At 41.3% G+C, this 23,336-nt stretch carries 19 protein-coding genes; 4 read left to right on the top strand and 15 right to left on the bottom strand.

The genetic code is table 11. From position 1 onward, the window contains the following. Nucleotides 1-277: 277 nt before the first annotated feature. Complete coding sequence (gene gltB / locus HC643_RS28765; protein ID WP_038075895.1) at nucleotides 278-4,954, top strand: glutamate synthase large subunit; 4,677 nt, start codon at nucleotides 278-280, stop codon at nucleotides 4,952-4,954. A gap of 140 nt (nucleotides 4,955-5,094) precedes the next feature. Here gltB and HC643_RS28770 read toward each other — a convergent pair whose 3' ends face one another. Both HC643_RS28770 and HC643_RS28775 read right to left on the bottom strand, forming a co-directional pair. Then, entirely contained in the window at nucleotides 5,095-5,340 is a 246-nt protein-coding gene (locus HC643_RS28770) for a FitA-like ribbon-helix-helix domain-containing protein (RefSeq protein ID WP_038075900.1), read from the bottom strand. 197 nt (nucleotides 5,341-5,537) lie between these two features. Further along, entirely contained in the window at nucleotides 5,538-6,623 is a 1,086-nt protein-coding gene (locus HC643_RS28775) for an acyltransferase family protein (RefSeq protein ID WP_038075904.1), read from the bottom strand. Nucleotides 6,624-6,765: 142 nt separating this feature from the next. Here HC643_RS28775 and HC643_RS28780 point away from each other — a divergent pair, with 142 nt between their 5' ends. Beyond that, nucleotides 6,766-7,050 carry a GNAT family N-acetyltransferase gene (locus tag HC643_RS28780; protein WP_272899885.1) on the top strand — a complete coding sequence of 95 codons (285 nt, stop codon included), beginning with the start codon at nucleotides 6,766-6,768 and terminating at the stop codon, nucleotides 7,048-7,050. Here HC643_RS28780 and vapC read toward each other — a convergent pair. The 7 genes from vapC to HC643_RS28815 all read right to left on the bottom strand — a co-directional run bounded on the left by vapC (nucleotide 6,970) and on the right by HC643_RS28815 (nucleotide 14,980). Further along, nucleotides 6,970-7,377: a type II toxin-antitoxin system tRNA(fMet)-specific endonuclease VapC gene (gene vapC, locus HC643_RS28785; protein WP_038075907.1), complete on the bottom strand. Its 408-nt coding sequence runs from the start codon at nucleotides 7,375-7,377 to the stop codon at nucleotides 6,970-6,972. The two genes, HC643_RS28780 and vapC, sit on opposite strands and share 81 nt — an antisense overlap. Next, nucleotides 7,374-7,718, bottom strand: a complete 345-nt coding sequence (locus HC643_RS40930; protein WP_063779573.1) for a hypothetical protein — start codon at nucleotides 7,716-7,718, stop codon at nucleotides 7,374-7,376. The genes vapC and HC643_RS40930 overlap by 4 nt, the downstream gene beginning before the upstream one ends. Nucleotides 7,719-8,533: 815 nt before the next feature. Continuing rightward, the gene (locus tag HC643_RS28795) at nucleotides 8,534-9,493 is read right to left on the bottom strand and encodes a polysaccharide deacetylase family protein (protein ID WP_038075910.1); all 960 of its coding nucleotides are present in this window, start codon (nucleotides 9,491-9,493) and stop codon (nucleotides 8,534-8,536) included. A gap of 949 nt (nucleotides 9,494-10,442) precedes the next feature. Then, complete coding sequence (locus tag HC643_RS28800; RefSeq protein WP_202048667.1) at nucleotides 10,443-11,702, bottom strand: hypothetical protein; 1,260 nt, start codon at nucleotides 11,700-11,702, stop codon at nucleotides 10,443-10,445. Next, entirely contained in the window at nucleotides 11,699-13,093 is a 1,395-nt protein-coding gene (locus tag HC643_RS28805) for a DUF2079 domain-containing protein (protein WP_038075913.1), read from the bottom strand. Before HC643_RS28805 ends, HC643_RS28800 begins: the two co-directional genes overlap by 4 nt. A 15-nt stretch (nucleotides 13,094-13,108) precedes the next feature. Further along, the gene (locus HC643_RS28810; RefSeq protein ID WP_038076131.1) at nucleotides 13,109-14,089 is read right to left on the bottom strand and encodes a glycosyltransferase family 2 protein; all 981 of its coding nucleotides are present in this window, start codon (nucleotides 14,087-14,089) and stop codon (nucleotides 13,109-13,111) included. A gap of 150 nt (nucleotides 14,090-14,239) precedes the next feature. Then, nucleotides 14,240-14,980 (bottom strand): class I SAM-dependent methyltransferase, encoded by a 741-nt coding sequence (locus tag HC643_RS28815; protein WP_038075916.1) that lies wholly within the window; start codon nucleotides 14,978-14,980, stop codon nucleotides 14,240-14,242. Nucleotides 14,981-15,198: 218 nt separating this feature from the next. Here HC643_RS28815 and HC643_RS28820 point away from each other — a divergent pair, with 218 nt between their 5' ends. Both HC643_RS28820 and HC643_RS28825 read left to right on the top strand, forming a co-directional pair. After that, nucleotides 15,199-16,392 carry a 1-deoxy-D-xylulose-5-phosphate reductoisomerase gene (locus HC643_RS28820; RefSeq protein WP_050046909.1) on the top strand — a complete coding sequence of 398 codons (1,194 nt, stop codon included), beginning with the start codon at nucleotides 15,199-15,201 and terminating at the stop codon, nucleotides 16,390-16,392. Between the two features lie 748 nt (nucleotides 16,393-17,140). Further along, entirely contained in the window at nucleotides 17,141-17,332 is a 192-nt protein-coding gene (locus HC643_RS28825; RefSeq protein ID WP_038075919.1) for a hypothetical protein, read from the top strand. Between the two features lie 211 nt (nucleotides 17,333-17,543). On the opposite strand, the gene HC643_RS28830 is transcribed toward HC643_RS28825, so the two are convergent. The 6 genes from HC643_RS28830 to HC643_RS28855 all read right to left on the bottom strand — a co-directional run bounded on the left by HC643_RS28830 (nucleotide 17,544) and on the right by HC643_RS28855 (nucleotide 23,296). Next, the gene (locus tag HC643_RS28830; RefSeq protein WP_038075922.1) at nucleotides 17,544-18,041 is read right to left on the bottom strand and encodes an acyl-CoA thioesterase; all 498 of its coding nucleotides are present in this window, start codon (nucleotides 18,039-18,041) and stop codon (nucleotides 17,544-17,546) included. A 634-nt stretch (nucleotides 18,042-18,675) separates the two neighbouring features. Then, the gene (locus tag HC643_RS28835; RefSeq protein WP_038075925.1) at nucleotides 18,676-19,020 is read right to left on the bottom strand and encodes a DUF1815 family protein; all 345 of its coding nucleotides are present in this window, start codon (nucleotides 19,018-19,020) and stop codon (nucleotides 18,676-18,678) included. A 519-nt stretch (nucleotides 19,021-19,539) separates the two neighbouring features. Further along, nucleotides 19,540-19,695, bottom strand: a complete 156-nt coding sequence (locus tag HC643_RS28840) for a hypothetical protein (RefSeq protein ID WP_153021444.1) — start codon at nucleotides 19,693-19,695, stop codon at nucleotides 19,540-19,542. A 248-nt stretch (nucleotides 19,696-19,943) separates the two neighbouring features. Beyond that, nucleotides 19,944-20,159 (bottom strand): DUF2839 domain-containing protein, encoded by a 216-nt coding sequence (locus tag HC643_RS28845; protein WP_038075928.1) that lies wholly within the window; start codon nucleotides 20,157-20,159, stop codon nucleotides 19,944-19,946. Nucleotides 20,160-20,247: 88 nt separating this feature from the next. Continuing rightward, nucleotides 20,248-21,312, bottom strand: coding sequence for a WD40 repeat domain-containing protein (locus tag HC643_RS28850; RefSeq protein ID WP_050046757.1), 1,065 nt, complete (start codon nucleotides 21,310-21,312; stop codon nucleotides 20,248-20,250). A 22-nt stretch (nucleotides 21,313-21,334) separates the two neighbouring features. Further along, a complete protein-coding gene (locus HC643_RS28855; protein WP_038075931.1) occupies nucleotides 21,335-23,296 on the bottom strand; it encodes a serine/threonine-protein kinase in 1,962 nt (653 codons plus the stop codon). Nucleotides 23,297-23,336: the final 40 nt, after the last annotated feature.

Here is a 23,336-nt window from a genome sequence, read left to right on the forward strand (position 1 = left end):
TATTAAGTAGAAGATTGGAAAAGGACTGGGCAATTTACTTAGTGAGCGTACTTAAGTAAAAACTTATAAGTTCGGAAGTAGTTTAATTTACTCAGGATAAAGACATAAAAAAATATCCCAAAGATTTTAACACGGGTCAAACAAAAATAAAAGCCCGAAGTTAAAATTTTTTTTCCCTAAAAATCAGTCACTCTGTATTTTCCATCTTGCAATTTAGAAATTTTCCCAACCAGAAGTAGCAAAATTCGTAACTCACGTTGTCAGGGATAACAAAAGGATGAATCAACAACAAAACATGACACATTCTGATATTACTAACGGGTATATCTATCCAGGTCAAAGATGGTTAGTGGAAGAGCGAGATGCTTGTGGTGTGGGTTTTATTGCCCACCGCCAAAATCAAGCTAGCCATGAAGTCGTAGAAAAAGCTTTAGGTGCTTTAAGTTGTTTGGAACATAGGGGTGGTTGTAGTGCAGACCAAGATTCGGGTGATGGTGCGGGAATATTGACGGCTCTGCCGTGGGAGTTGTTCCAACAGGATCTCGAAGCATGGGGGAAACAAGGTTTTGCTACGGCTCACATGGCTGTAGGAATGATATTTTTACCGCAAGATGAAGAATCAGCCCAAAAAGCAAGGGCGCTTGTGGAGCAAATAGCCATTGAGGAGAATTTAACTGTATTGGGCTGGCGAGTGGTTCCAGTACGACCTCAATTATTGGGGGTACAAGCAAGAGAAAATCAACCCAGAATCGAACAACTTTTTGTAGCATCAGAAGAGAAAAAAGGTGATGAATTAGAGCGATCGCTGTATATCACGCGTCGTCGAATTCATAAAGCCGTTCGCCAAAACGATAACAGGTGGTCAGACGACTTTTACGTTTGCTCGCTTTCGAGCCGCACAATTATATATAAAGGTATGGTGCGTTCGGCTGTATTGGGAGATTTTTATCAAGATTTAAAAAATTCATCCTACACAAGCCCCTTCGCAGTCTATCACCGCCGCTTTAGTACCAATACCATGCCCAAGTGGCCTCTGGCTCAACCCATGCGGCTTTTGGGTCACAATGGAGAGATTAACACCCTGTTGGGAAATATCAACTGGATGATGGCTAGAGAAGCAAGTTTAAATCATCCCGTTTGGGGTGATTTGATTAACGAACTTAAGCCATTTGTCAATATTGACAGCAGCGACTCAGCAAATTTAGACAACGTGTTTGAGTTGCTAGTGCATTCCGGACGCAGCCCGTTAGAAGCCATCATGATAATGGTTCCAGAGGCTTACCAAAATCAGCCAGAATTGCGAACCTATCCTGAGATAGTTGACTTTTACGAATACTATAGTGGTTTGCAAGAAGCCTGGGACGGTCCCGCACTGTTGGTGTTTAGCGATGGGCGGAAAGTAGGAGCAACACTTGACCGCAATGGCTTAAGACCAGCGCGTTACTGCATTACTAAAGATGACTACATCGTAGTCGCGTCAGAAGCAGGTGTGGTGAGCTTTCCCGAATCTGACATTATTGAGAAAGGCAGACTCGGACCGGGACAAATGATTGCGGTGGATTTGGAAAGCCACGAAGTTTTGAAGAACTGGGAAATTAAGCAGCGCATAGCCAAGCAACATCCCTATGGAGAATGGTTGCGCCAGTATCGTCAGAAATTGGGAACTGGGAACTGGGGACTGGGGAACGGCAATGGAAATGGACATGGATCTTCATCCGCTCCCCCAGATAAACAAACTCTCCTCCAGCAACAGATGGCTTTTGGCTACACCACAGAAGATGTGGAAATGGTGATTCAGCCAATGGCGATAGATGGTAAGGAAGCAACTTTCTGCATGGGAGACGATATTCCTCTAGCAGTATTGTCAGAAAAACCACACTTGCTGTACGACTATTTCAAACAGCGCTTTGCTCAGGTCACCAATCCAGCGATCGATCCTTTGCGCGAAAGTCTGGTGATGTCTCTAAAAGTAGAACTGGGAGAACGGGGCAATTTGCTGGAGCCGAAGCCAGAATATGCCCGCAGATTGATGCTAGATTCACCAGTTGTGCAAGAGGCAGAGTTGGAGGCTATCAAACTGTCGGGATTTGTAACAGCTGAATTATCAACCCTGTTTGAAATTGAGAAAGGTCCAGAAGGGTTGAAAGCCGCAGTCAAAACCTTACAAGCGCAAGCTGCTGAATCGGTGCGGGCAGGTGCAAAAATTTTGATATTGAGCGATCGCATTCAAGCAGACAATGAACTGGGAATTGGGACAGAGTACACCTACATTCCTCCCTTGCTGGCAATAGGTGCAGTCCACCATCACCTGATCCGCGAAGGACTGCGGATGAAAACATCTTTGATTGTGGATACCGCACAATGCTGGAGTACCCATCATTTTGCCTGCTTGATCGGTTATGGTGCAGCAGCCGTTTGTCCGTACATGGCTTTGGACACCGTCCGCAGTTGGTGGTTTGACCCCAAAACCCAACAGTTTATGGAACGGGGCAAAATTACTGCCATGAGTTTGGAGCAAGCCCTTGCTAACTACCGTAAAGCAGTAGAAAGCGGGTTGTTAAAGATTCTCTCGAAGATGGGGATTTCTTTGCTCTCGAGTTACCAAGCCGCACAAATCTTTGAAGCAATTGGTATCGGTCAGGATTTACTGGAACTGGGATTTTATGGAACAGCTTCTCGCGTAGGGGGTTTGAGTGTTAGTGAATTAGCACAAGAAGTTCTGGCTTTTCACTGCAAGGCTTTCCCAGAATTGATCGCCAAGAAGTTAGAAAACCTAGGCTTTGTCAACTACCGTCCCGGTGGCGAGTACCATATGAACAGCCCGGAACTGGCAAAAGCGTTGCATAAAGCCGTAGACGGGAAGAAGTACGATCACTACGAAGTTTACAAGAAATACTTGCAAGGAAGAACGCTTACAGCTTTGCGCGACTTGCTTGATTTCCAAAGCGATCGCTCTCCCATTTCTCTTGAAGAAGTAGAGCCAGTGAGCGAGATTGTCAAGCGCTTCTGTACTGGTGGTATGTCTTTAGGCGCACTGTCACGAGAAGCACATGAAACTTTGGCAATTGCCATGAACCGCCTCGGGGGTAAATCCAATTCTGGAGAAGGTGGGGAAGATCCCGTTAGATACAAAATCTTGGATGATGTGGATGGTTCTGGTAACTCAGCTACCTTACCTCATTTGAAAGGTCTGCGGAATGGAGACAGAGCTTCTAGTGCAATCAAGCAAGTTGCTTCGGGACGCTTTGGTGTTACACCAGAGTATTTGGTCAGCGCCAAACAAATTGAGATTAAAATCGCTCAAGGTGCAAAACCGGGTGAAGGCGGACAGCTTCCTGGGAAAAAGGTTAGCCCTTATATTGCCATGTTGCGGCGTTCCAAACCGGGAGTGACGCTGATTTCACCCCCACCGCACCACGATATCTATTCTATTGAGGATTTGGCGCAACTCATTTTCGACTTGCACCAAATCAATCCCAAAGCTCAAGTTTCGGTGAAGTTGGTTGCAGAAGTCGGTATTGGTACCATTGCTGCAGGGGTAGCGAAGGCAAATGCTGATATTATTCAGATTTCCGGTCACGATGGCGGTACGGGAGCCTCACCACTGAGTTCTATTAAGCACGCTGGTTCACCGTGGGAATTGGGGTTAACGGAAGTGCATCGCGTGTTGATGCAAAATAGCTTGCGCGATCGCGTAGTTTTACGTGTTGACGGCGGGCTGAAGACAGGTTGGGACGTGCTGATGGGCGCATTGATGGGAGCAGAAGAATTTGGCTTTGGTTCCATCGCCATGATTGCTGAAGGCTGTATCATGGCAAGAATCTGCCACACCAACAATTGTCCTGTAGGTGTTGCTTCTCAGAAAGAGGAACTGCGGAAACGCTTCCCCGGTACGCCAGAACACGTAGTGAATTTCTTCTACTTTATTGCAGAGGAAGTTCGCAGTCTGTTAGCCAAACTCGGTTACCGTTCCTTGCTAGATATTGTTGGACGCGCCGATCTGTTGAGAGTGCGTGAGGATGTACGCACGACAAAGACGCAAGCGCTGAATCTCAATTGCTTGCTTCAGTTACCCGATTCTCGGGAAAATCGCAGCTGGCTGGTGCATGAAGAAGTTCACAGCAATGGTGTTGTTTTGGATGACCAATTGTTGCGCGATCCGGATATTCAGGCGGCTATTCACAACCAATCAACGGTCAGCAAAACTATGGCGATCGTGAATACTGACAGAACAGTCGGTGCGCGGTTGGCGGGTGCGATCGCATCACAGTACGGTGACAGTGGTTTTGAAGGACAAATCAACCTCAACTTCAAAGGAAGTGTCGGGCAAAGTTTTGGTGCTTTCAATCTTCCCGGTATGATTTTGACATTAGAGGGAGAGGCTAACGACTACGTTGGTAAGGGGATGAATGGTGGTGAGATTATTATTAAACCGCCCGTAGAAGCCACCTATAACCCAGCACAAAACGTCATTGTTGGCAATACCTGTCTTTACGGTGCGACTGGAGGATTCCTATTTGCAAACGGTTTAGCAGGAGAACGTTTTGCAGTGAGGAATTCCAAAGGAACAGCCGTGATTGAAGGTGCAGGGGATCACTGCTGCGAGTACATGACTGGCGGTGTTGTTGTCGTCCTTGGAAAAGTAGGGCGTAACGTAGCGGCTGGTATGACAGGAGGTTTGGGTTACTTCCTAGATGAAGACGGAATGTTCCCTGAGTTAGTTAACCGAGAAATTGTTAAACTTCAGCGAGTTATGACTCCTGCGGGTGAGAAGCAATTGCAAGAGTTAATTAAAGCCCATGCGGAACGCACTGGTTCGCGCAAAGCAAAGATGATTCTAGAAAATTGGCAAGAGTATTTGCCCAAGTTCTGGCAATTAGTTCCACCTTCTGAAGCGGATAGCCCCGAAGCAAATTCTCAACTCACAACCGAGAAGCAGTTAAGTTCCGTGTAGGTTCGTTGAGTATTACTGCTTAAATTAGACCCCTCCCTCGTTCCCAGGCTCCCGCCTGGGAATGCCTTAACAGAGGCTCCGCCTCCCGTCCCACAAGATTGAGTCATTTTTTTAAAAAAATACATTAGTATCAAGAATAATCATTCAAAAGTGGGTGCAGTCCGCATAGGTTCCCCAGTCACTTCTCCGAGTTCAAAATCTCCCAAGTGAGCAAAACGTTTTTCAATCATATTCACAAGATTTACAGGAGGTTTTTGATTTTCTATTAAAGCCTGAGGGAGAATCTCTTTTACTTCTTCTTCTATCGAACGGTCATTTTTTGCAGCACGTTGTTGCAAAAGATTTTTAATGTTGCCGTCAACGTTAAAAATGGTAATGCTTGTCATAGTGAGCGAATTAGGTTGTGATGTATTCAGATATTTAGTAATTATATTTTAGTTTAATTAGGCATTGATTCACGAGCCTTAATTATGTACTCTGGCTTAGGAAAAACTTATTCGGTCTGGTTTCAAGCGTTTTTTTCCAGAATTTATTACCTACTTGGTAACTCAATTGAAATTCGCTAGAATAATAGACCGAGAACCTAAGTAACAAGCTGTTTAAAAGGAGTCGATTTTAACAAATAAATTGATAGAGTAGTAAAGAATATTACAAAAATACTTTCTACCAGGAAAATTATGTTTAAAGGTATTCCAAAGATACCAATCATCATAGCTATTTTATACTTTTGAAGTAATAACACAAATAAATATTGCCAGTACTTATGTAATGCGAATAGACCAAGAGAGTATTTAGCTATTTTTTCTACTAACAAATTTTTTTGATTATTTTGAGGTGAATAAATATAACAAAAAATACTCAAAGCTCCACAAACAATAGAAACTCTACCATAAATACTGGGAATCTGGTTATATATACGCAAATAAATATCATGAAGAGAAAACAGTACGTATGCGATTAAATAGCAGCCTTTAAACTTTAATATTTTCTCTGGATGGTTTACCAAATAAAAAGCAATAGGAATATAAATGAGAAAATTTAATAACCAATGGTAAGGAAGATTGGAATTGAAAAAGTAAAGTGCTTCAAAATAAAATAAAGAAAACCCTACAAGTGTAAGCGATACAATCAGTTTTAACTTTTTTGATTGTATTTGATATAAAAAAGCAAAGATTAATAAAATGATTAAATTAAACAGGAAATAGAACACAGAATCTCCAACTAATGGTAAGCTTGGTTGTATACCTGTAATAATATCCCAAGACCAAGTAGGAAGTTCTTGTGAAATTATCATATAAAAAATATTTTGAAAAATCGACCAAACTAAATATATTTTTATCAATCTAATAAGTCTTTTCTTTAAAGATTGAAGCTCGGGTTTTTGAAAAAATAGATAAAGAGAAATTATATAAAATAAAGGAACTGCTATTAAACATAATTGAAGTTGTAAATCTAGAAAAATTCTTGCAATAACAACTAAAAGTGTATGAGAGTTGCTATCTATAATAAATTTAATAGGTTGTAAATGCCATATCAAAACAAAAATAATACTTAATGCTTTTAATCTGTCCAAACTATTATTTCTTTCTGGTTTCATAAATGTTTCTTTATAAATATGCTTTTTAGGGCGATGGCTATATGATTCCCAAAAATTTTGTAAAAGTAACATGAAACTATGTTGAACCTTACCAAACCCAACTTTGCACTACAAATAAAGAAAAAGGTAATACGAATGCGATCGCGTAACTTATAGATAATTCAAGTGTTAGTATCTAGTAGGAATTCTACAAGATGGGTTCGCGTTCTGGTTGTTGTCCTATGAGTCTTTTCGCGGAGAAGGTTACGGGGATGCTCTTCTAGCTACTGCGGAACAAGAAGCCGTGAAGCGAGGTTGCCAATATGTGTATTTGGATACATTCAGTTTTCAAGCTCCGGAGTTTTACCGGAAACAGGGAAGGATTTTACACCGAGAAAGGAGCCATGCGAATCGCATAACTTTGCTGCTTGTTTCATTGTCAATTATCTATCTCCCAATCTTCAATCAGCAAGTTATTAACGCGCTTGAATTCTCTAGTATTATGGGTAATAAGAGTTAAATTATTTGTCAGTGCGATCGCAGCAATTTGTAAATCATACGCTCCGATTGGAGTACCTAATGCTTCTAACTCAGAGCGAATCATTCCAAATGTCATTGCAGAGAAATCGTCAAAGGGTAGCGATATAAATTGAGCTAAAAATTCTTGCTGTAAGGTTAGATTACGTTCTGGGTTAACACTTTTGATTGCTCCATAAAATAATTCGGCTTTGACGATTGAGCAAACAGCAATATCTTTGGTAGTAGTAGATTCTAGTTTCTGCTTTAAGGCGAGATTTTTACCACGCATATAGATAATGCAAGTGTTAGTATCTAACAAGAATTTCACAGGATAGATTCTCTTTCTGGTTGTTGTTCTTGAGGATGGCGAAAGAATGTTTCATCTTGGATACAACCGTAGAATTGAGGAAGCGGATATTCTGAGGTTTCAGTTTGGATTTCTGGTTGTAAGGACTCGATAAGAGTTTTGAGCAATGTCCAGCCTTGGCTAAGATCGAATTCTTTAGTAAGTTCAGCTAAGGGAGATTGATGGAAAAATTCAGCAAGTTTGGTAGATCGATCGGGGTAAGAATTGTGTGAGTTCAGTCTTTGAGCAAGGAGTTGGATAAGGTATAGTTTATCTTTGGGGGAAAGCTGAAGCAGCTGTTTTTCGAGTTCTGAGATAGCCATAATAAGGTTTACAGGGGAGAATATCATTTCATTATAGTTCTACTGAACAAGAACGCTAAGTACAGGAAAATAAGCAAATGAGAGCGCTCGCGTATAGCCATCTCTAGAAAAATTCACAGCCTAGTCGGAATTGCTTTAGTATTAGCTGAAGATAGTCAGTACTTACAGAAGCCTTAGAGAGAATTTTTAACTGGTTACAAAGATACGATCCCGAAGCAGCAGTTGAGTCAGCTTCGTGAAGTGATTCTTTGAAACAAAGGCTAAAAAACATGAAAAGATATGTTTTTAAACCTCTGTCATTGCGAATTAGACACCTCCCTCGATTCCGGTGGCTCTGTCTGAGAATGCCTTAGCAAAGGCTCCGCCTTCCGTACTCAAGAAGTTACAAACTGCCTATTTGGACACGTTCAGTTTTCAGGCTCCAAAGTTTTATCAGAAACGTGGATATGTCGTATTTGGTGAGTTACCAAACTTTCCACAGGGTCACAGCCGCTTTTTTCTAAAGAAGGAGTTATACTGAATCCTCGTCTTGTACCCCGTTTATAATTTAGTCCGCGTAGGCGGTGAGTCCAGTCCTGCAGGCGGGTTTCCCGCCGTAGGGAACTGGCGAACCCGAAGGGACTTCGTTTGTATAGCCGCGATTTCCAATCGTTAGGCTAAAAGGGGTTATAAAACCGGATTTAGTATTACACCGATTTAAAAAACCCTCACCCCTTTTCTCATCGGGCAAGGGTTTTTCCTATTGGGGGAGGCGGAGCCTCCTTAAAGGCATTCCCAGGCTCCGCCTCGGATCGAGGAAGAATGAGATGTTACGGTTATCGGTCACTGTTCGCCGATCGCTTGTTCTTTTTAACTGCTGTTACAGTACCTTTCTTAGCTTCTGCTAACTTGATGCCATTGTCTTCCATTTCTAGAAGTTCTGGAACAGTTACAAAACGATAGCCCCGCTCTTTAAAGTTATTAATAATTTGCGGTAATGCTTGGATAGTTTTTGTGCGATTTCCACCACCATCGTGCATCAGTACAATTCCACCTGATTTAGAATCTTTCATAACATTCCTAACCAGCCTGGGTACAGCAGGACGGCTGTAATCAACGGAGTCAGCAGACCACATAACGACTGTATATTTTTGATTTTTAGCATAATTCACCAAGCCGTTGTGCATCATTCCACCTGGTGGTCTGAATAAAGTTGTTTTTACACCTGTCGTTTTATAAATTAGGTCTGATGTCGTTTCGATTTCATACGCTGCGGCTTGAGGACTAAATTGGTGATACCAGTGATGCCACGTATGATTACCTATAATGTGACCTTCTGCTACTATTCTTCTGGCTAATTCTGGGTGTTCCTTCAGCATCTGTCCCACGACAAAGAAGGTAGCCTTTATATTATTTTTCTTAAGAATATCTAGTATCTGTACGGTTCCTCCAGACCAAGGACCATCATCAAAAGTTAACGCAATAGCTTTTTCACCTGTTATCTGGTTTGCACTTTTAATAGTGACACCTTGAAAGCGTGATGGGATGGCATAGGAAAGACCCTTTATGCTTGCTTCTTGCTGCCAAGTTGTTATCATGGCTGTCTTGAATTTCTCAACTCGCTGTTGATTTCCCGTGCTGGCTGCTATTTCTTTTAAATTTACAGGTTGTTCAATCTGAGCTTTAGAAGCATTTGGGTTGATAGGCATCATCAAACCAAGACTAAAACTACCGCATAAAGCAACTAATGCTATAAATATTCCTTGAGACCAAACATATGATTTATTGCTTTCCACTTCAAGCGCTCCTTCACTTGTGGAACCGTCAGCTACGGTATGACGGTATGTTATAGCACATCTTTCTTTAAATACTTAGATATTTCCAGAAGGTCTCCGAAAATATGGAAAACTAAAATACGGGCTTAACAACAAATTATAGATATTAAGCCAATAAATTATAAGGTTTCGATGCTAGCAAATACAATGTGACTTAGCAGTTATATTGCTACGAACAGTCAGCAAAGATAAAAGTGATTGTATGTTCGGACATAAATTTTGTATTTCATAAGTACTAAGGATTGTTGGCATATAAAAACAGATTGGAAAAATCTTTGCGACACGTTATAGGCTATCAGCCAAGTCACATCAGATCGGTCTATCTAAAATCTCAACGCCAAAATTCAAAACTGTATAACCCAGTATATTCTACTGCTGAATATTGTGCTTTTCTAGAAAAAAAAGTTAAAGTTTGAACATATTTAACATCTTCTCATTTTTTTGATAAGAAGCTAGACGCGGACTGACTTAATATGTTTCTTCTTGAGAATTACAATCTCCGGTTAATGCAAACGTCATCAACCTATCTTTACAAGGTGTGCTTGAATTAATTTGACTTTTGTACTCTCAATGACTCCAGTTCTGGTACTCCTCAGCCTGTACTAAAGTAAGTGTAAAGCAGTCGCCTTAATAGAAAACTTACAATCACAAGTTTATGACGACTATTACCTCATTAATATTCTAAACTTGACATATATGTTTTCAGTATAAATACTGAATTAACTATAAGTTTCATAAATTAGACTCTCTACATATTTATAGTGGTATTCTTGCAGGATTTTACTATCTAACAACAGAGTGAAATCCTATACAAAGAATTAAAGCTTATTTAAAGCAAGTCTATTGTATTTAAAATTTCTATGAATTCAAGAGAAATTGTGCTTTAATCTGCATTATATGTGTTATTGTCTTATGCTACCCATAATTCCTGAGCAAATCGTACAGCAAAGCTAGCCAGTGGAATGGAAAGGGAGGATAGAACAATATATCCCCAACGAGGATAACGGCTGAGCAGCATACCAAGTGCTATTGACAGCGATACAACGCCGTAAGCCAGACGGTTTAGGGAAATTGTACTTCCAGAAGCCAGTAGCATGGCAATCGCACACAATCCATAAACCAGTGCGATCGTTCTGAGTTCAGTCCGCAAAAGCCACAGTAGATAGATTCCTCCGAAAATCATGACAACGTTAGTTAGGGGATCTCCAGCTAGCAGCCAAAGGAGTAGCCCCAAGAAAACAAAGCCGTATCTGACCTTGCTAGCAGCTAATTGTTTGCGAAAACGCCATAACAAGTATCCAATAATGATAACCATTACAAATAGCAATGGATGCCAGAGGTCTTTTATATAGCCGTACTTCCAATTGGTTGAACCAACAATAATTTGCATAAACATCTTTAACCAACCCACCCACTCAAATCCCCATGAAGAACGCCATGCTTTTTGTGCGTGGAGAAATGCCAAGGGGTCATTGTATTTTATTTGGCAGTAGAGGCTAAACAAAAGTAGACCGCCACCAGTGGCTAAACTGGCAAAAAAAGCTTTGATCCCTCTGCGCTCGAGTATTGCAACCAGCAAAAATGATATCCATAGTGCAATGCCGGTGGGACGCGTTGCTGTGGCTAGAGAACCCCAAAGGGCAGTCTCACCGTATTTTTTATTATCAAAAGCCCGTAAAGCAGCCGTGCTAAAAAGAAGATACAAGCCTTCAGTGTAAATAACTGTACCAAACAAAGACAGGGGAAACCATGCCAAAACAGCCGTTGTCCACCTTGCTACATTGACCCCGTAACGCTCGTTTATCCAAGCGTATAACACTATGAGCGCTCCTAAAAATGCTAGATTGTTCACCAGCACGGCTGCTATTTGAAAAGGCAAGCCAACGCTCATTATTGCTCGAACAATTAAAGGAAATAATGGAAAAAAAGCAACAATTACAGATGGCTTTCCATTTTGAGAATCAGTGTAACCATCAATTGCGATCGCCTTATAGTTTCCGCTATCCCAAGCATAAAAAACGTCCCAGCTAAATGTGGCTGCAGTACCCCCAGGTGGAGATGGTAATAAAGGAGCGATCGACAGCATGAACACTGCAATAAATAACCGACTCGTCAGCCACATGGTTATTGCAAAAAAGAATCCTTGAATAAAGATTTTTGGGATCTTCATGGTTGTTTTTGAGAAAACAAATAAACCTCATCGCGATCGTAATTTAATTGAAATTTTGGATGACTTTTCAGTTGATTAACCAAACTAGAAGCAAACTGTTGATTGCTAGCCCAACCTGGGTGGCGAACGTTAAGCAAGACGTGTTGAAACTGAGCTAAATCCTTTGGAGGCACATCAGCATTGGTCAATTGAATAAACTGTCGTTGTGACAAATGTGGAGAAATTGAAGCTGTCGTATAAAGACTTTCTTTTGATGGAACTCGAGCAACAGCTTCCCATGTAGCTTGCCAATTATCCACAGATTCTAAATATTTGCCGCCAAAATGGGTAAATTTAGCTAAACTTAAAAATGTAATTGCAGACCATATAATAATTGCTTTTTGGTTCCGCAACCATCCTCGATTTGCAGCGAGGCTGGCAATAACAGCTAACAATAAAAATGGAAGTGCTGGTAGAGAATATTGATGGACTAAATCTTTTTGTGGTTGGTAATCAGCTATTAGGTTGAGGGCTACACACGGAACGGCTCCTATTAAAGGTTTGAGACTTTGCCAAGACAGACCCCAAGCAACAGGTACTAAAAGCAAAATTAAATATCCTAAGTTCTCTAAAGAAAAGACTTTTCCCAACACAACTCCTGGTTTCAATACCAAATTTTGAGCAATTTCTACAACTGAGTTTCCTAAATAACTGTAACGCCCAACTGCGGCTGCTTCCCTACCACTAAAAAAAGGAATCACAATTTGAGAACTGATGAAAAACCAGGCAATACCAGTACTAATAGCAAAAGCACCGCAGAAACGCCGCTTCTCAATTAGCAGTAGCCAAACACCCATAGCTGCTACTGTAAGTGATAAGACGGCTTTGCATCCCAAAATAAACACAATGGCGAAACAAAACCAGCCAATCTTACCCTGTTTTGCCCACCATACTGCCGCTAATATCAAGGGAAGAGCCATGACTTCTGGGTGGAAATCAAATAAATTGATATTGTAAACGAGTGGGTACAGTAAATACACAGCTACCATTGCTATCGATTGCCGATCTGTCAATTTAGCTTCTTGTGCCAAATACCAAGTCGGCAAAGCACCAATCGCTAAAGCTATTGCCTGTATGGCGAATAACCAGTAAACGCTGGGATAAATTTTGTATAGCAAAGCTAAGGGATAGAAAACAAAAGCAGCATGATCCCCAAGAATGTGATAGCCCATGAAAGAAGAAATGGGCGGTTGACCTTGACCGATCAAGTAAACGGCTTGGTCAAAGATTCCTAAATCAAAAGCAGTTGATTGAAAGAGGATGTGTCGTAAACTGCTAGACACAAAGAGAATAACGGCACTAACACCAATCATCCAAACAACTGTACTGGGAATTATTACTTTTGTTTTCATGTTAGTGGTTGATGATTAGTGTGTATTACTCACTGTTTGTGCTTGAAGTACCGATGGTTGAGAAACCCCCCCAGTTTCTTTCAACGTATAAATAGGACGCCCTTTCACTTCTTCATAGATACGACCAATGTATTCCCCAAGAATACCAATGCAGAATAATTGAACAGAACCGATAAAGAATAGAGCAATGGTAATTAGGGTAAAGCCCATTAATGGAGTCGCTCGATCGAATAAGCGCCAGTAAAGTACGAGAAATATCATCAGTATAGCGGCGGCAGCTGACACTAACCCCAAATAGGTTGCCAACCGCAGGGGAACTCGTGACAGAGAAATAATTCCGTTCAGTGCTAACGCCCAAGATTTACCAAAGGTATATTTGACTTTCCCCGCATAACGAGGTTCTCTTTCAAAGTAAACAGCAGTTTGGCGAAACCCTACCCAAGCCCTTAAACCGCGAATGTAGCGATTGCGTTCTGGCATGGAGTTGAGGACATCAACAACTTGCCTGTCCATCAAGCAAAAATCCCCCGTATCCGATGGTATGTCTACATCAGATAACCTTTGGAGAATGCGATAAAAAGCAAAAGCCGTAAAGCGCTTTAGCCAGCTTTCTTGTTTGCGAGATACCCGTTGAGCGTAAACAACTTGGTAACCTTGTCGCCATTTTTCAATCAGGGACAAAATCAGTTCTGGTGGATCTTGTAAATCCGCATCCATAACGATCGCAACCCTACCTTGAACGAAGTTCAAACCTGCAGTCACTGCGATTTGATGACCGAAATTACGCGCCAAACTCAAGTATCTTATCCGACTATCGTGCATGTGGAGATCGCGCATTAGAAACAGCGATCGGTCTCGACTCCCGTCATCTACTAAGATTGCCTCTGTTTCCCCGTCCAACTGCTTCATCACCTGACAAAGACGACGGTACATTTCCGAAATATTTTCTTCTTCGTTATATATCGGTATAACTATAGAGTAGGTTGGCTTAATCAAAGCCATATCAGTTCTCCTATGAGATTGGGTATTGGGGATCGGCTAGCAGTAAATACTTATTAAATAACTAAGCATCATACAGGGTATATTGCAAGCAAAATCATAAGATGGTAAACCGTAAAAAGAAAAGTCATCCCCTGTCCCCAAGCTCTAGTCTGTTTTCTGTGCTAAAAGCACAATAGATACACCAAAGGGTATGCTAAACCGATTGAGTAAATAGCGTTCGCTTGCAAACAAAAGACTCAAAAACCGATTCACAGGTTTCGATGGCAAAGCTAGATCGCTGCTAGCAACGGAATTGCTCTCCAAGCGAAACAACTTCCGCAGACCACGAACAAGAGCAACAATAGGAAATAAAAAAGAATTAAAATAGCTGCTGTAACGCACTGTAAAACCAGCTTTCCTGACAAGTTGCTTCAAAGCTGTTAAAACGTAACGACGTTTGTGATGGTTAATTTCATCATGCTGGCTCCATAAAAATTGGTAAGCGGGAACTGTCACTAACAACCAACCACCAGGCTTCAGTCTCGAACGCAAGGCTAATAAAGCTGCTTTATCATCATCTATATGTTCTAAGACATCAAGTATCACAATCAGATCGTATTTCTCTGTAAAAGGAATATGATTCGGCAAACTTCCCAACTGAACTTGCGTGACTTCTTGCTTGTTGGCGATCGCACAAGCAACTTCGTCTAACTCCATTGCTGACACTTGACCGTGTCGAGCCAGCATATTCAAGTTGCCACCCGTACCGCACCCAGCTTCTAAAATTTTGGGATTTTTTGGCAAAGAGAGTTTGCCAATCATCATATCTACGATCGCACGGCGACCAACAAACCACCAATGCTTTTCTTCAACAGAGGCGTACTGGAGATAAAAATTTTTGTCCATATCTAATTAGCCATTATTTTAGAGTTTCAAGCAAATTTACATTTTGTAATATAGTTCTGTGTATTTCTGCTGAGCTTATTATTTAAATTAGAACATAGAGGCGGAGCGTCTTAGAAGGCATTCCCGTGGTCTGCGTGGGAACGAGAAAACTTCCTGTTACTAGTCACCGGTCAGGCGGTCACTCTATAGTATTGTTGTTTGTCGATCCCGAAATAATTGTGAAAGCAATAACACTTCTTGGTTCCACTGGCTCGATCGGTACCCAGACTCTAGATATAGTAGCTCAGTCAAGCGATCGCTTTCGGATTGTTGGACTCGCTGCTGGGAATAATGTAGAACTATTAGCTTCTCAAATCCGGCAATTTCGACCAAGCATAGTCGCTCTGTGCGCGGTAGAGAAATTACCAGCACTGAAAGAAGCAATCAAAGATATCGATCCCCAACCCATTTTACTTGCGGGGGAGGCTGGAGTTATTGAGGTTGCCCGATATGGTGAAGCTGAAACAGTCGTTACGGGTATTGTTGGTTGTGCGGGTTTGCTACCCACAATTGCTGCCATTGAAGCTGGCAAAGATATTGCCTTGGCAAATAAAGAAACACTGATTGCTGGTGGTCCTGTCGTTTTACCCCTAATTGAAAAACATGGTGTAAAACTGCTACCTGCAGATTCAGAACATTCAGCTATTTTTCAGTGTTTGCAAGGCGTTCCTAAAGGCGGTTTAAAGAAAATTTTACTGACTGCTTCTGGTGGTGCTTTCCGCGATTGGGAAGTGGAAAGGTTAGCAGCGGTGACGGTTGCTGATGCTCTCAAGCACCCCAATTGGACAATGGGGCGCAAAATTACTGTAGATTCTGCCACTTTAATGAATAAAGGGTTGGAAGTTATTGAAGCGCATTTCCTCTTTGGATTGGATTACAAGGACATTGAAATTGTAATTCATCCTCAAAGTATCATTCATTCACTGATCGAACTGCAAGATACTTCTGTCTTAGCGCAATTGGGTTGGCCTGATATGCGCTTACCCCTACTTTATGCTTTGTCTTGGCCCGATCGCATCTACACCAATTGGGAACGCTTGGATTTAGTTAAAGTTGGTAATTTAACCTTCCGCGAACCCGATCACCAGAAGTACCCTTGTATGAAATTAGCATACGCTGCAGGTCGTGCTGGTGGTTCCATGCCAGCTGTCTTAAATGCAGCCAATGAGCAAGCTGTGGCTTTATTTCTAGAAGAAAAAATCCGGTTTTTAGATATTCCTTGGTGCATTGAATGGGTGTGCGATCGTCACACAAAGGATAACCGTTCAAATCCTTCTTTAGATGATATTGTGGCAGCCGATCGATGGGCAAGACAGGAAGTTTTAACAGCAACAGAAAAGTTGACGTCTCGTTCTCAGATTATTTCTGCATGAGAACTTTACCAAATTAGATAAATTAAAAGTCAAAAGTTAAAAATCTTTAACTTTTGACTTTTGAATGCTGACTTTAATTAGCTTTTACCTGGAGATACAGTACCTAAGGTTGTGCTTCTCAATCATGCCCATTTGAAAAAGGAATGCGATACATAGATTTTGTATGGATATAGACTGTTACAGTCTTTCGCTTTCTTAATTCAAAAGAAAGGCAATACCTCTATAAATCAACCAACAATAACAACACGTATTCTGTTAGAAATTTATATATTTGGTACTGAATAATACCGTTTTACAGCCATTTCTTAAATAGTGCCATCCTGAAAAATACTGAATTTTGCTATGACAATTATAGAAAACACTATCCCCAAACTATCATAACTTCTATAGCATCCATTTAAGAAAGTCAATAAAATTAACTATAATTTTTTGAAAAAAGTATCTATAACTTACCCAATTTCTGATTGTTTTGTTGTATATTAATCGGAGAACAATTACAAAACTCAAAATAAACCTATAACGCGTTAAATATACATATTTGGCGTGAGGGTTGTTGGTATTTATTGGTTAACAGTTACCGTCCCACTTTAAGTCTCTAATTACTGTAGCTACTAACTGCTAACCGCTAACAATCCTTATAAAGGATATGAGAGTATTACATTTGTAATTGTTACGAAAGTCCGGATTTTCTTTGTCAATTCACACAATTGTTCATCAGGGTTAATCTAAAAAAAGGAGTAGTGTGTCTATGATTGCTACACTGCTTGTAGCTTGGATTGTCTTTACAATCCTCGTTAAAGCTATGAAAACAACGGCGAATACTGCATTTATTGTTGCTGTCAGCATTGTTTTATTAGAAGCGGGTTTTGGTATCAGTCCTCCAGATATCTGGAACTCTGTCATGAGTTTGCCCAAATCCACGCAAACCAGCAATCAATGACCACCTGACAGGTAACCCTATCTTCGCTCTAGGATCTACGGTGGCGTACACAAGTCTTATATAGTGCATTAAAAGCAGTTTCGATCCCCCTAACCCCCCTTAAAAAAGGGGGGAACTTAATTCCAATTCTCCCTTTTGACGATGTTTCATCTCTTTTCTAGAGATCTGTACACCACCGTAGGCTCTAGGATAGGGTTACCTGTTAGGTGATTCACTTGATTGATGCAGAAAGCCGTGCCAAAACGTCCTGGACTTTGGCAGGCAATTGACGCAAGGCTTTACCTCTTTCACGATCCACCGCTACTAAAGTCACTTTTGCAGTTACGTATAATTCTTGCCTATCTAGTGATTCAATTGCATAATCCCAGTTAATACGAATTCCTGTAACCTCAGCCATGCGCGTTCTCACAACTGCTGCCATACCTAATTGAAGAGAACGGTGATAGCGTACTGACAGTTCTACAACAGGTAAATCACAACCCAAGACGACAAGCTCTGCGTAATCAACCCCAATTGCTCGCAAGCATTCTACACGTGCTTCTTCCATCCAAGCTATGTAAGTACCATGCCAAACAATACCCGCATAGTCAGTATGGTGCGGTTGTACCCTCACAGGATATTCAAACCAATTTTCCAACTCTTGATTTGATAATTTGTCAAGAGCACTTGTGGGAGGAAGTTGTGGCTGATTTAGCGTTTCTTCTGACATTTTCAAAACTCAAGAGACTGCCTCATCTGACATAACACAAAATTTGTGCAAATTGTGCATTATTATTTTTTGAAGTACGGTCTATTGACTGGAATATCGCTGTGAGCCATAATATAGAGCGCTCCCCAAGTTGCAGTAAAATATTTGAAATGCAAAGGGATCGAACGTTGATAACAAGTCCTGTTTGGAAAGGAATTGCAGAGATTACTGCCAACTTTCACTTATGGAGCAAGCAATACAGGCGAACATAAACAGGAATATTAATTTTTTACACTACCTTACACCTTCTGAGTTCTGCAAGTCAGCGTGTGATAGAGGTAATGCAGAGGAAACTGCCGATTGTAGTTGCTAAATTGTGAAAATAGTTGCTAAATCTACGAGCGATCCAATACGAGATACCAACAATGGTGGCACCTTGTTGTTAATAAGTGCGTGTTATTGCACTGATTTTTTTGCCCAAACAAATTTAACAATAGCAAGTCAAAAACAACATGAGTGCCAACCCTTTGAAAGGTAGCCTCATCTGAATGGCTAAGAGCTAATCGCTAATGGCTAATAGTTAATGATCGAGAGCTGACCGTTTTTCAGGAACAGCAATTAGCAATCAGCAATGAGCTTTTTAGCAATGTTAAATTTAATAACGCTTAGCTAGAGTTTTAGTGGCTACAGGTGGTTGCACGGGATGCTTGACAATATTGGCAAGTTCCTGTAATTGATTTACCGCTTCTGCGCCTTCTAATTTCATCAATTCGCGATCGTCCCGCATCTCAGTCCATGTGATCCCGTAGTCGGAGACCAAAAATCGAATGAGGTGATTTTCTCCCAAGCTGACCATAAACGAAGCACTGTTCATTTGGTCGCCACAAGTATAGCAGGATGCTGGATATCCCCGCTTCTCTAGCACGATTGCCAAAGCTTGCAGGTTCATCACTAAGTCCTGAACGAATTGCCGATGTTGTTGTGCTAATCTGAGAAACACGTCTTTCCTCCTAACACCACTATCATTTGGGTCTCTTTTATATTTTCTTTAGATTCTCTCTCCAACTGGTATTGTAAACTATCCATTACAATTTATAGGTGTAAACAGAATCCTTAATTGCTACCTAGATTAGGTTAATCTATATATTTCTGGACTGTCGTATCAAAATATTCAGTTTGCTATTCCATAATTTCGGATAGAACGGCAAAAATTTATATTGTTTTTAGACAGTTCTATCAGGGTAGACGGAAAGCAGGAGTAATTCGCTATTAGATTAACTCAAATTTGGTACAAGTCAACTGAAGAAAATACCGATATTTTCTCGAAATCGGTTACATTGCACTAAAAATGCTACCCCTGATGCTACAAGTGCATCTTTATACCCTTTAAATTGTAAGAGATGGCAAGCTGTGTTAGCAGTTATCTCACAGCAATTAGTATGACACAATATTTCAACTATCTGCTTCACATATCTTAAGAATCAAGAAAAATTGGTAGATGACCCCGAACACTTGAGGCTCAGGGGTGTAGATAGGCAATATCTTGTAGAAGATGAATCTTACCCGTCTTAGAGGCAAGATGCAAGGCAAACACAAGAACGATATTGGATGCAACTGAGCGATCGCTATATACTACTGCTTTGCGTTGCTTGATGTTCCAAAGCAGCACGTGCATTTCTAAAACCTAGATTTGAAGCAAGTAGTCCTTTCCCTCCGCAGGCAACTGCAAACCAGAAGGTGATTATTTATACAAATTTGTCCTTTCTACAATCTCAAGTGAAAAACCCTAATTGTTTGACCTAACAGTGAAGATACCGAAAATCTGAAAACCAATGTTGCCATTTCGGCAGAAATTTTATACTGAGTGAATAGTTAGTGGTTAGTGGTTAGTAGAAAAAACGACTAACCACTAACCACTAACCATTACCCAACAATTTGCCACCAACCAAAAGCCGGACCGATAAAACGAATGGTCAACCAAGCAACAACCAAACCGCCAATTCCAAACCAAGTTAGGCGATTTGCCCATTTAACAAAAAATTCTGCTTGAGATTTGGTAACGGGTACCCAAGGTAGGATACGGGTTTCTTGACCGTATTTCTCTCCTATTAATTCTTTACGACGCTTTGCTTCACCCATAATGTTAAAAAAGAATCAATTCTATGGCTGATGATAGCGCTTGGTTGCAGCAATAAGGAGAAAAAGTTATAAGTTTTAGAGTTCTTGCCTAAAAAGAAAAGGCTTTGGCAATCTTATCTCCACTCCCACTGACAAAGCCTTGACCATCTGGATAAAAGACTACAGACGTGACCACATCGGAATATGATGTAAATGTACGGATTTGTTCTCCCGTATTTCCATTCCAGAGTTTGATGGTTTTATCCTCGCTGCCACTGACTAAGGTTTGTCCGTCTCGATTGAAAGCAACAGAGTTAATCAAACTGGTGTGACCTGCAAGCGTCCGATTGAGTTCTCCGGTACTCACATTCCACAATTTGATGGTTTTATCGTTGCTACCACTAGCTAGAGTTTGACCATCAGGGCTAAACGCTAGCGATCGCACTGAATCTTGATGCCCGGTGATGGTACGATTGAGTATACCTTTTGTTAGGTTCCAAAGCTTAATGGTTTTGTCTTTGCTAGCACTGGCAATGGTTTGACCGTCAGGGCTAATAGCAACAGCAAAGACTCCTTCTGTATGACCTTTAAGAGTATGGAGGGATTTACCAGTTTGTACGTTCCAGACTTTAATCGTGTTATCCCAACTGCTGCTAACTAGTGTTTGTCCATCAGGGCTGAAAACAACTGACCTGACGTTTTTAGGATGCTCTGCCAAAGTCCGAATAAGTTTTCCCGATGGCACATCCCAAAGTTTGATAGTTGCGTCCTTCCCACTACTTGCTAACATCTGTCCGTTGGGACTGAAGACAACTGACAAAACTCCTTGAGCATGACCTTCCAAAGTCTTAAGGTTTTTCCCGGTTTGTAAATCCCAAAGTTTAACGGTTTTGTCCTCACTAGCCGTAGCAAGTAAAGGTATGCTACCCTCGGACACGGGGTGAGGGCTCACTGCCACCGACCAAACCCTGCCTTGATGACCTGTAAAGGTGTGTGCGAGCTGAATCTTCTGCCAGTTTATGGCTTTTACTTCAATGGAAGAATTATTGATTTGCCACTGATAGACCCCGAAGGCTGCACCAGAAAGCACTACCACAGCCGCAATACTCCCAACAAGCAGTTTCGGAGATTTGCGAACAGGAGCTTGCTTTTGAGTTGTTTTATTATCTAGCATGGGAGACCTCTAACTTTTTATGTTATTTCCATATCCTCATGGTTCGATCGCGACTACCACTTACTAAAATGTGTCCCCAAGAACTCATCGTCATAGACAATACCCAGTCTGAATGTCCGGAAAGGGTTTGATACAAATTTCCCGTTTGTAAGTCCCAAATCTTAACGGTTTTATCAACACTTGCACTCGCGAGTGTTGTGCCATCAAAGCCAAAAGCGACAGCAACAACGCGATCGCTATGTCCTGGGATTGTGCGGAGTAATTTGCCAGTTGCGATATCCCAAACCTTGATTGTCTTGTCCCAACTGCCACTAGCAAACTTTTGCCCATCTGGACTAATAGCCACAGATCTGACAGCATCAGTATGATCTTCAAGAGTGCGAATTAATTTTCCGGTTTGTAGATTCCAGATCTTAATAGTTTTATCTTGGCTACTACTGATAAGAGTTAAACCATCAGGTGTCAAAGCCAGGGAAAAAACAGCACTTTTATGTCCGTTCAGAGTTTTTAACAGTTCTCCGGTGCGGACATTCCAAATTTTAATAGTTTTATCTTCACTTCCACTAACAAGGGTTTGACCGTCACGGCTTAAGGTCACCGACCAAACGGGTTGAAGGTGACCCCTAAGGGTATTCAGCAATTGACCCGTTCGAGTCTGCCAAATTTTGATAGTATTATCCCCACTTCCACTCACGAGTGTTTGTCCATCTGCACTGAGAGTAACTGCCCTCACATTCTCGGAGTGAGATTTTAGCGTGTGTAAGAGTTTTCCCGTACCGGCTTGCCAGATTTTAATGGTTTTGTCCTCGCTACCACTTGCGAGAGTTTGTCCATCGGCGCTTAAGGCAACTGACCAAACAAAACTGTCATGGGCAGCAACAACTCTTGCAAGAGTGTATCCTTCTTTCCTGCTAGGGGTGGGTTGTTCTTGGCTCGGTTCGGGATTGTCTTCTTTGGATAACGGGGATTTGGGTACTAGGAAAAAGTAAAGCCCTGCTGCTGTTGCGATCGCCAGGGCGATGACTCCGAGCCCTACAGGCAGCCATTTCGTCAAAAATTGCTCCTGTGGTGTTGATTCTATCTTTGTGACATTTGAAACTGTAGAATTACTGAATAGTGGCGAGCGAGATTCAATAGCAAGAGTTTGACTCGGCGGATCGATTTTTTGTAACCCTTTTAAGACCTCTTCTGCTGTTTGATAGCGCAGGCGGCGATCCGACTCCACCATTTTTTCAAGGATCTCAGCCAGTTCTTGGCTGATTGCGCTACTATCGCGCCAATTTTTTATACCCGCATATGGGCTGTTGGGATCGATAAGAGTTTTGACTTCTTGAGCAGATAATCCACTTGCTGCTTGTATGCCAATGACACCCACGGCATAAATATCGCTATTAAGTTGAGGGTAACCGTAAACCTGTTCTGGGGGCATATAAGCAGGAGTCCCCACTGCCATTGTTAAATTAGGTACACTTTGCCCATCTAGGGGAGGAATTTGTTTAACTGTACCAAAGTCAATTAAGACTAATTTACTATCTGTTTGTCTTCTAATTAAGTTAGAAGGTTTCACATCGCGGTGAATAACTCCATAACTGTGAACAAATTGTAAGATTTCTAAAATACCAGTTAATAAATCGGTAACCCGTTTTGAGTCCCAGGGGTGTCCCAGAATTAGCTCGTGAGTGAGAGTATGTCCGGCTATGTACTCCTGAACGAGATAAAATTCCTTGTTTTCTTCAAAATAAGCAAGTAATTGTGGAATGCGGTCATGCAAACCCAATTTTTCTAAAATTTCCGCTTCGTTTTTAAACCAAAGCTGAATTTTTGGCATTAATTCTGGGTTTTGTTTTGTTGGTCGTAATTGCTTGACGACGCAAACAGGATGACCGGGACGGTGGGCGTCGTTAGCAAGATAAGTTTGCCCAAATCCTCCTTGTGCAAGAACTTGAATAATTTGATAGCGACCACCCAAAAGTTGACCGTTCATAAGCTGTTGTTACGCACTGAATTTACAGACTTGGCGTGAA

Origin of the sequence: Tolypothrix bouteillei VB521301, from assembly GCF_000760695.4 — a bacterium.
Classification (GTDB): Bacteria; Cyanobacteriota; Cyanobacteriia; order Cyanobacteriales; family Nostocaceae; genus Scytonema; species Scytonema bouteillei_A.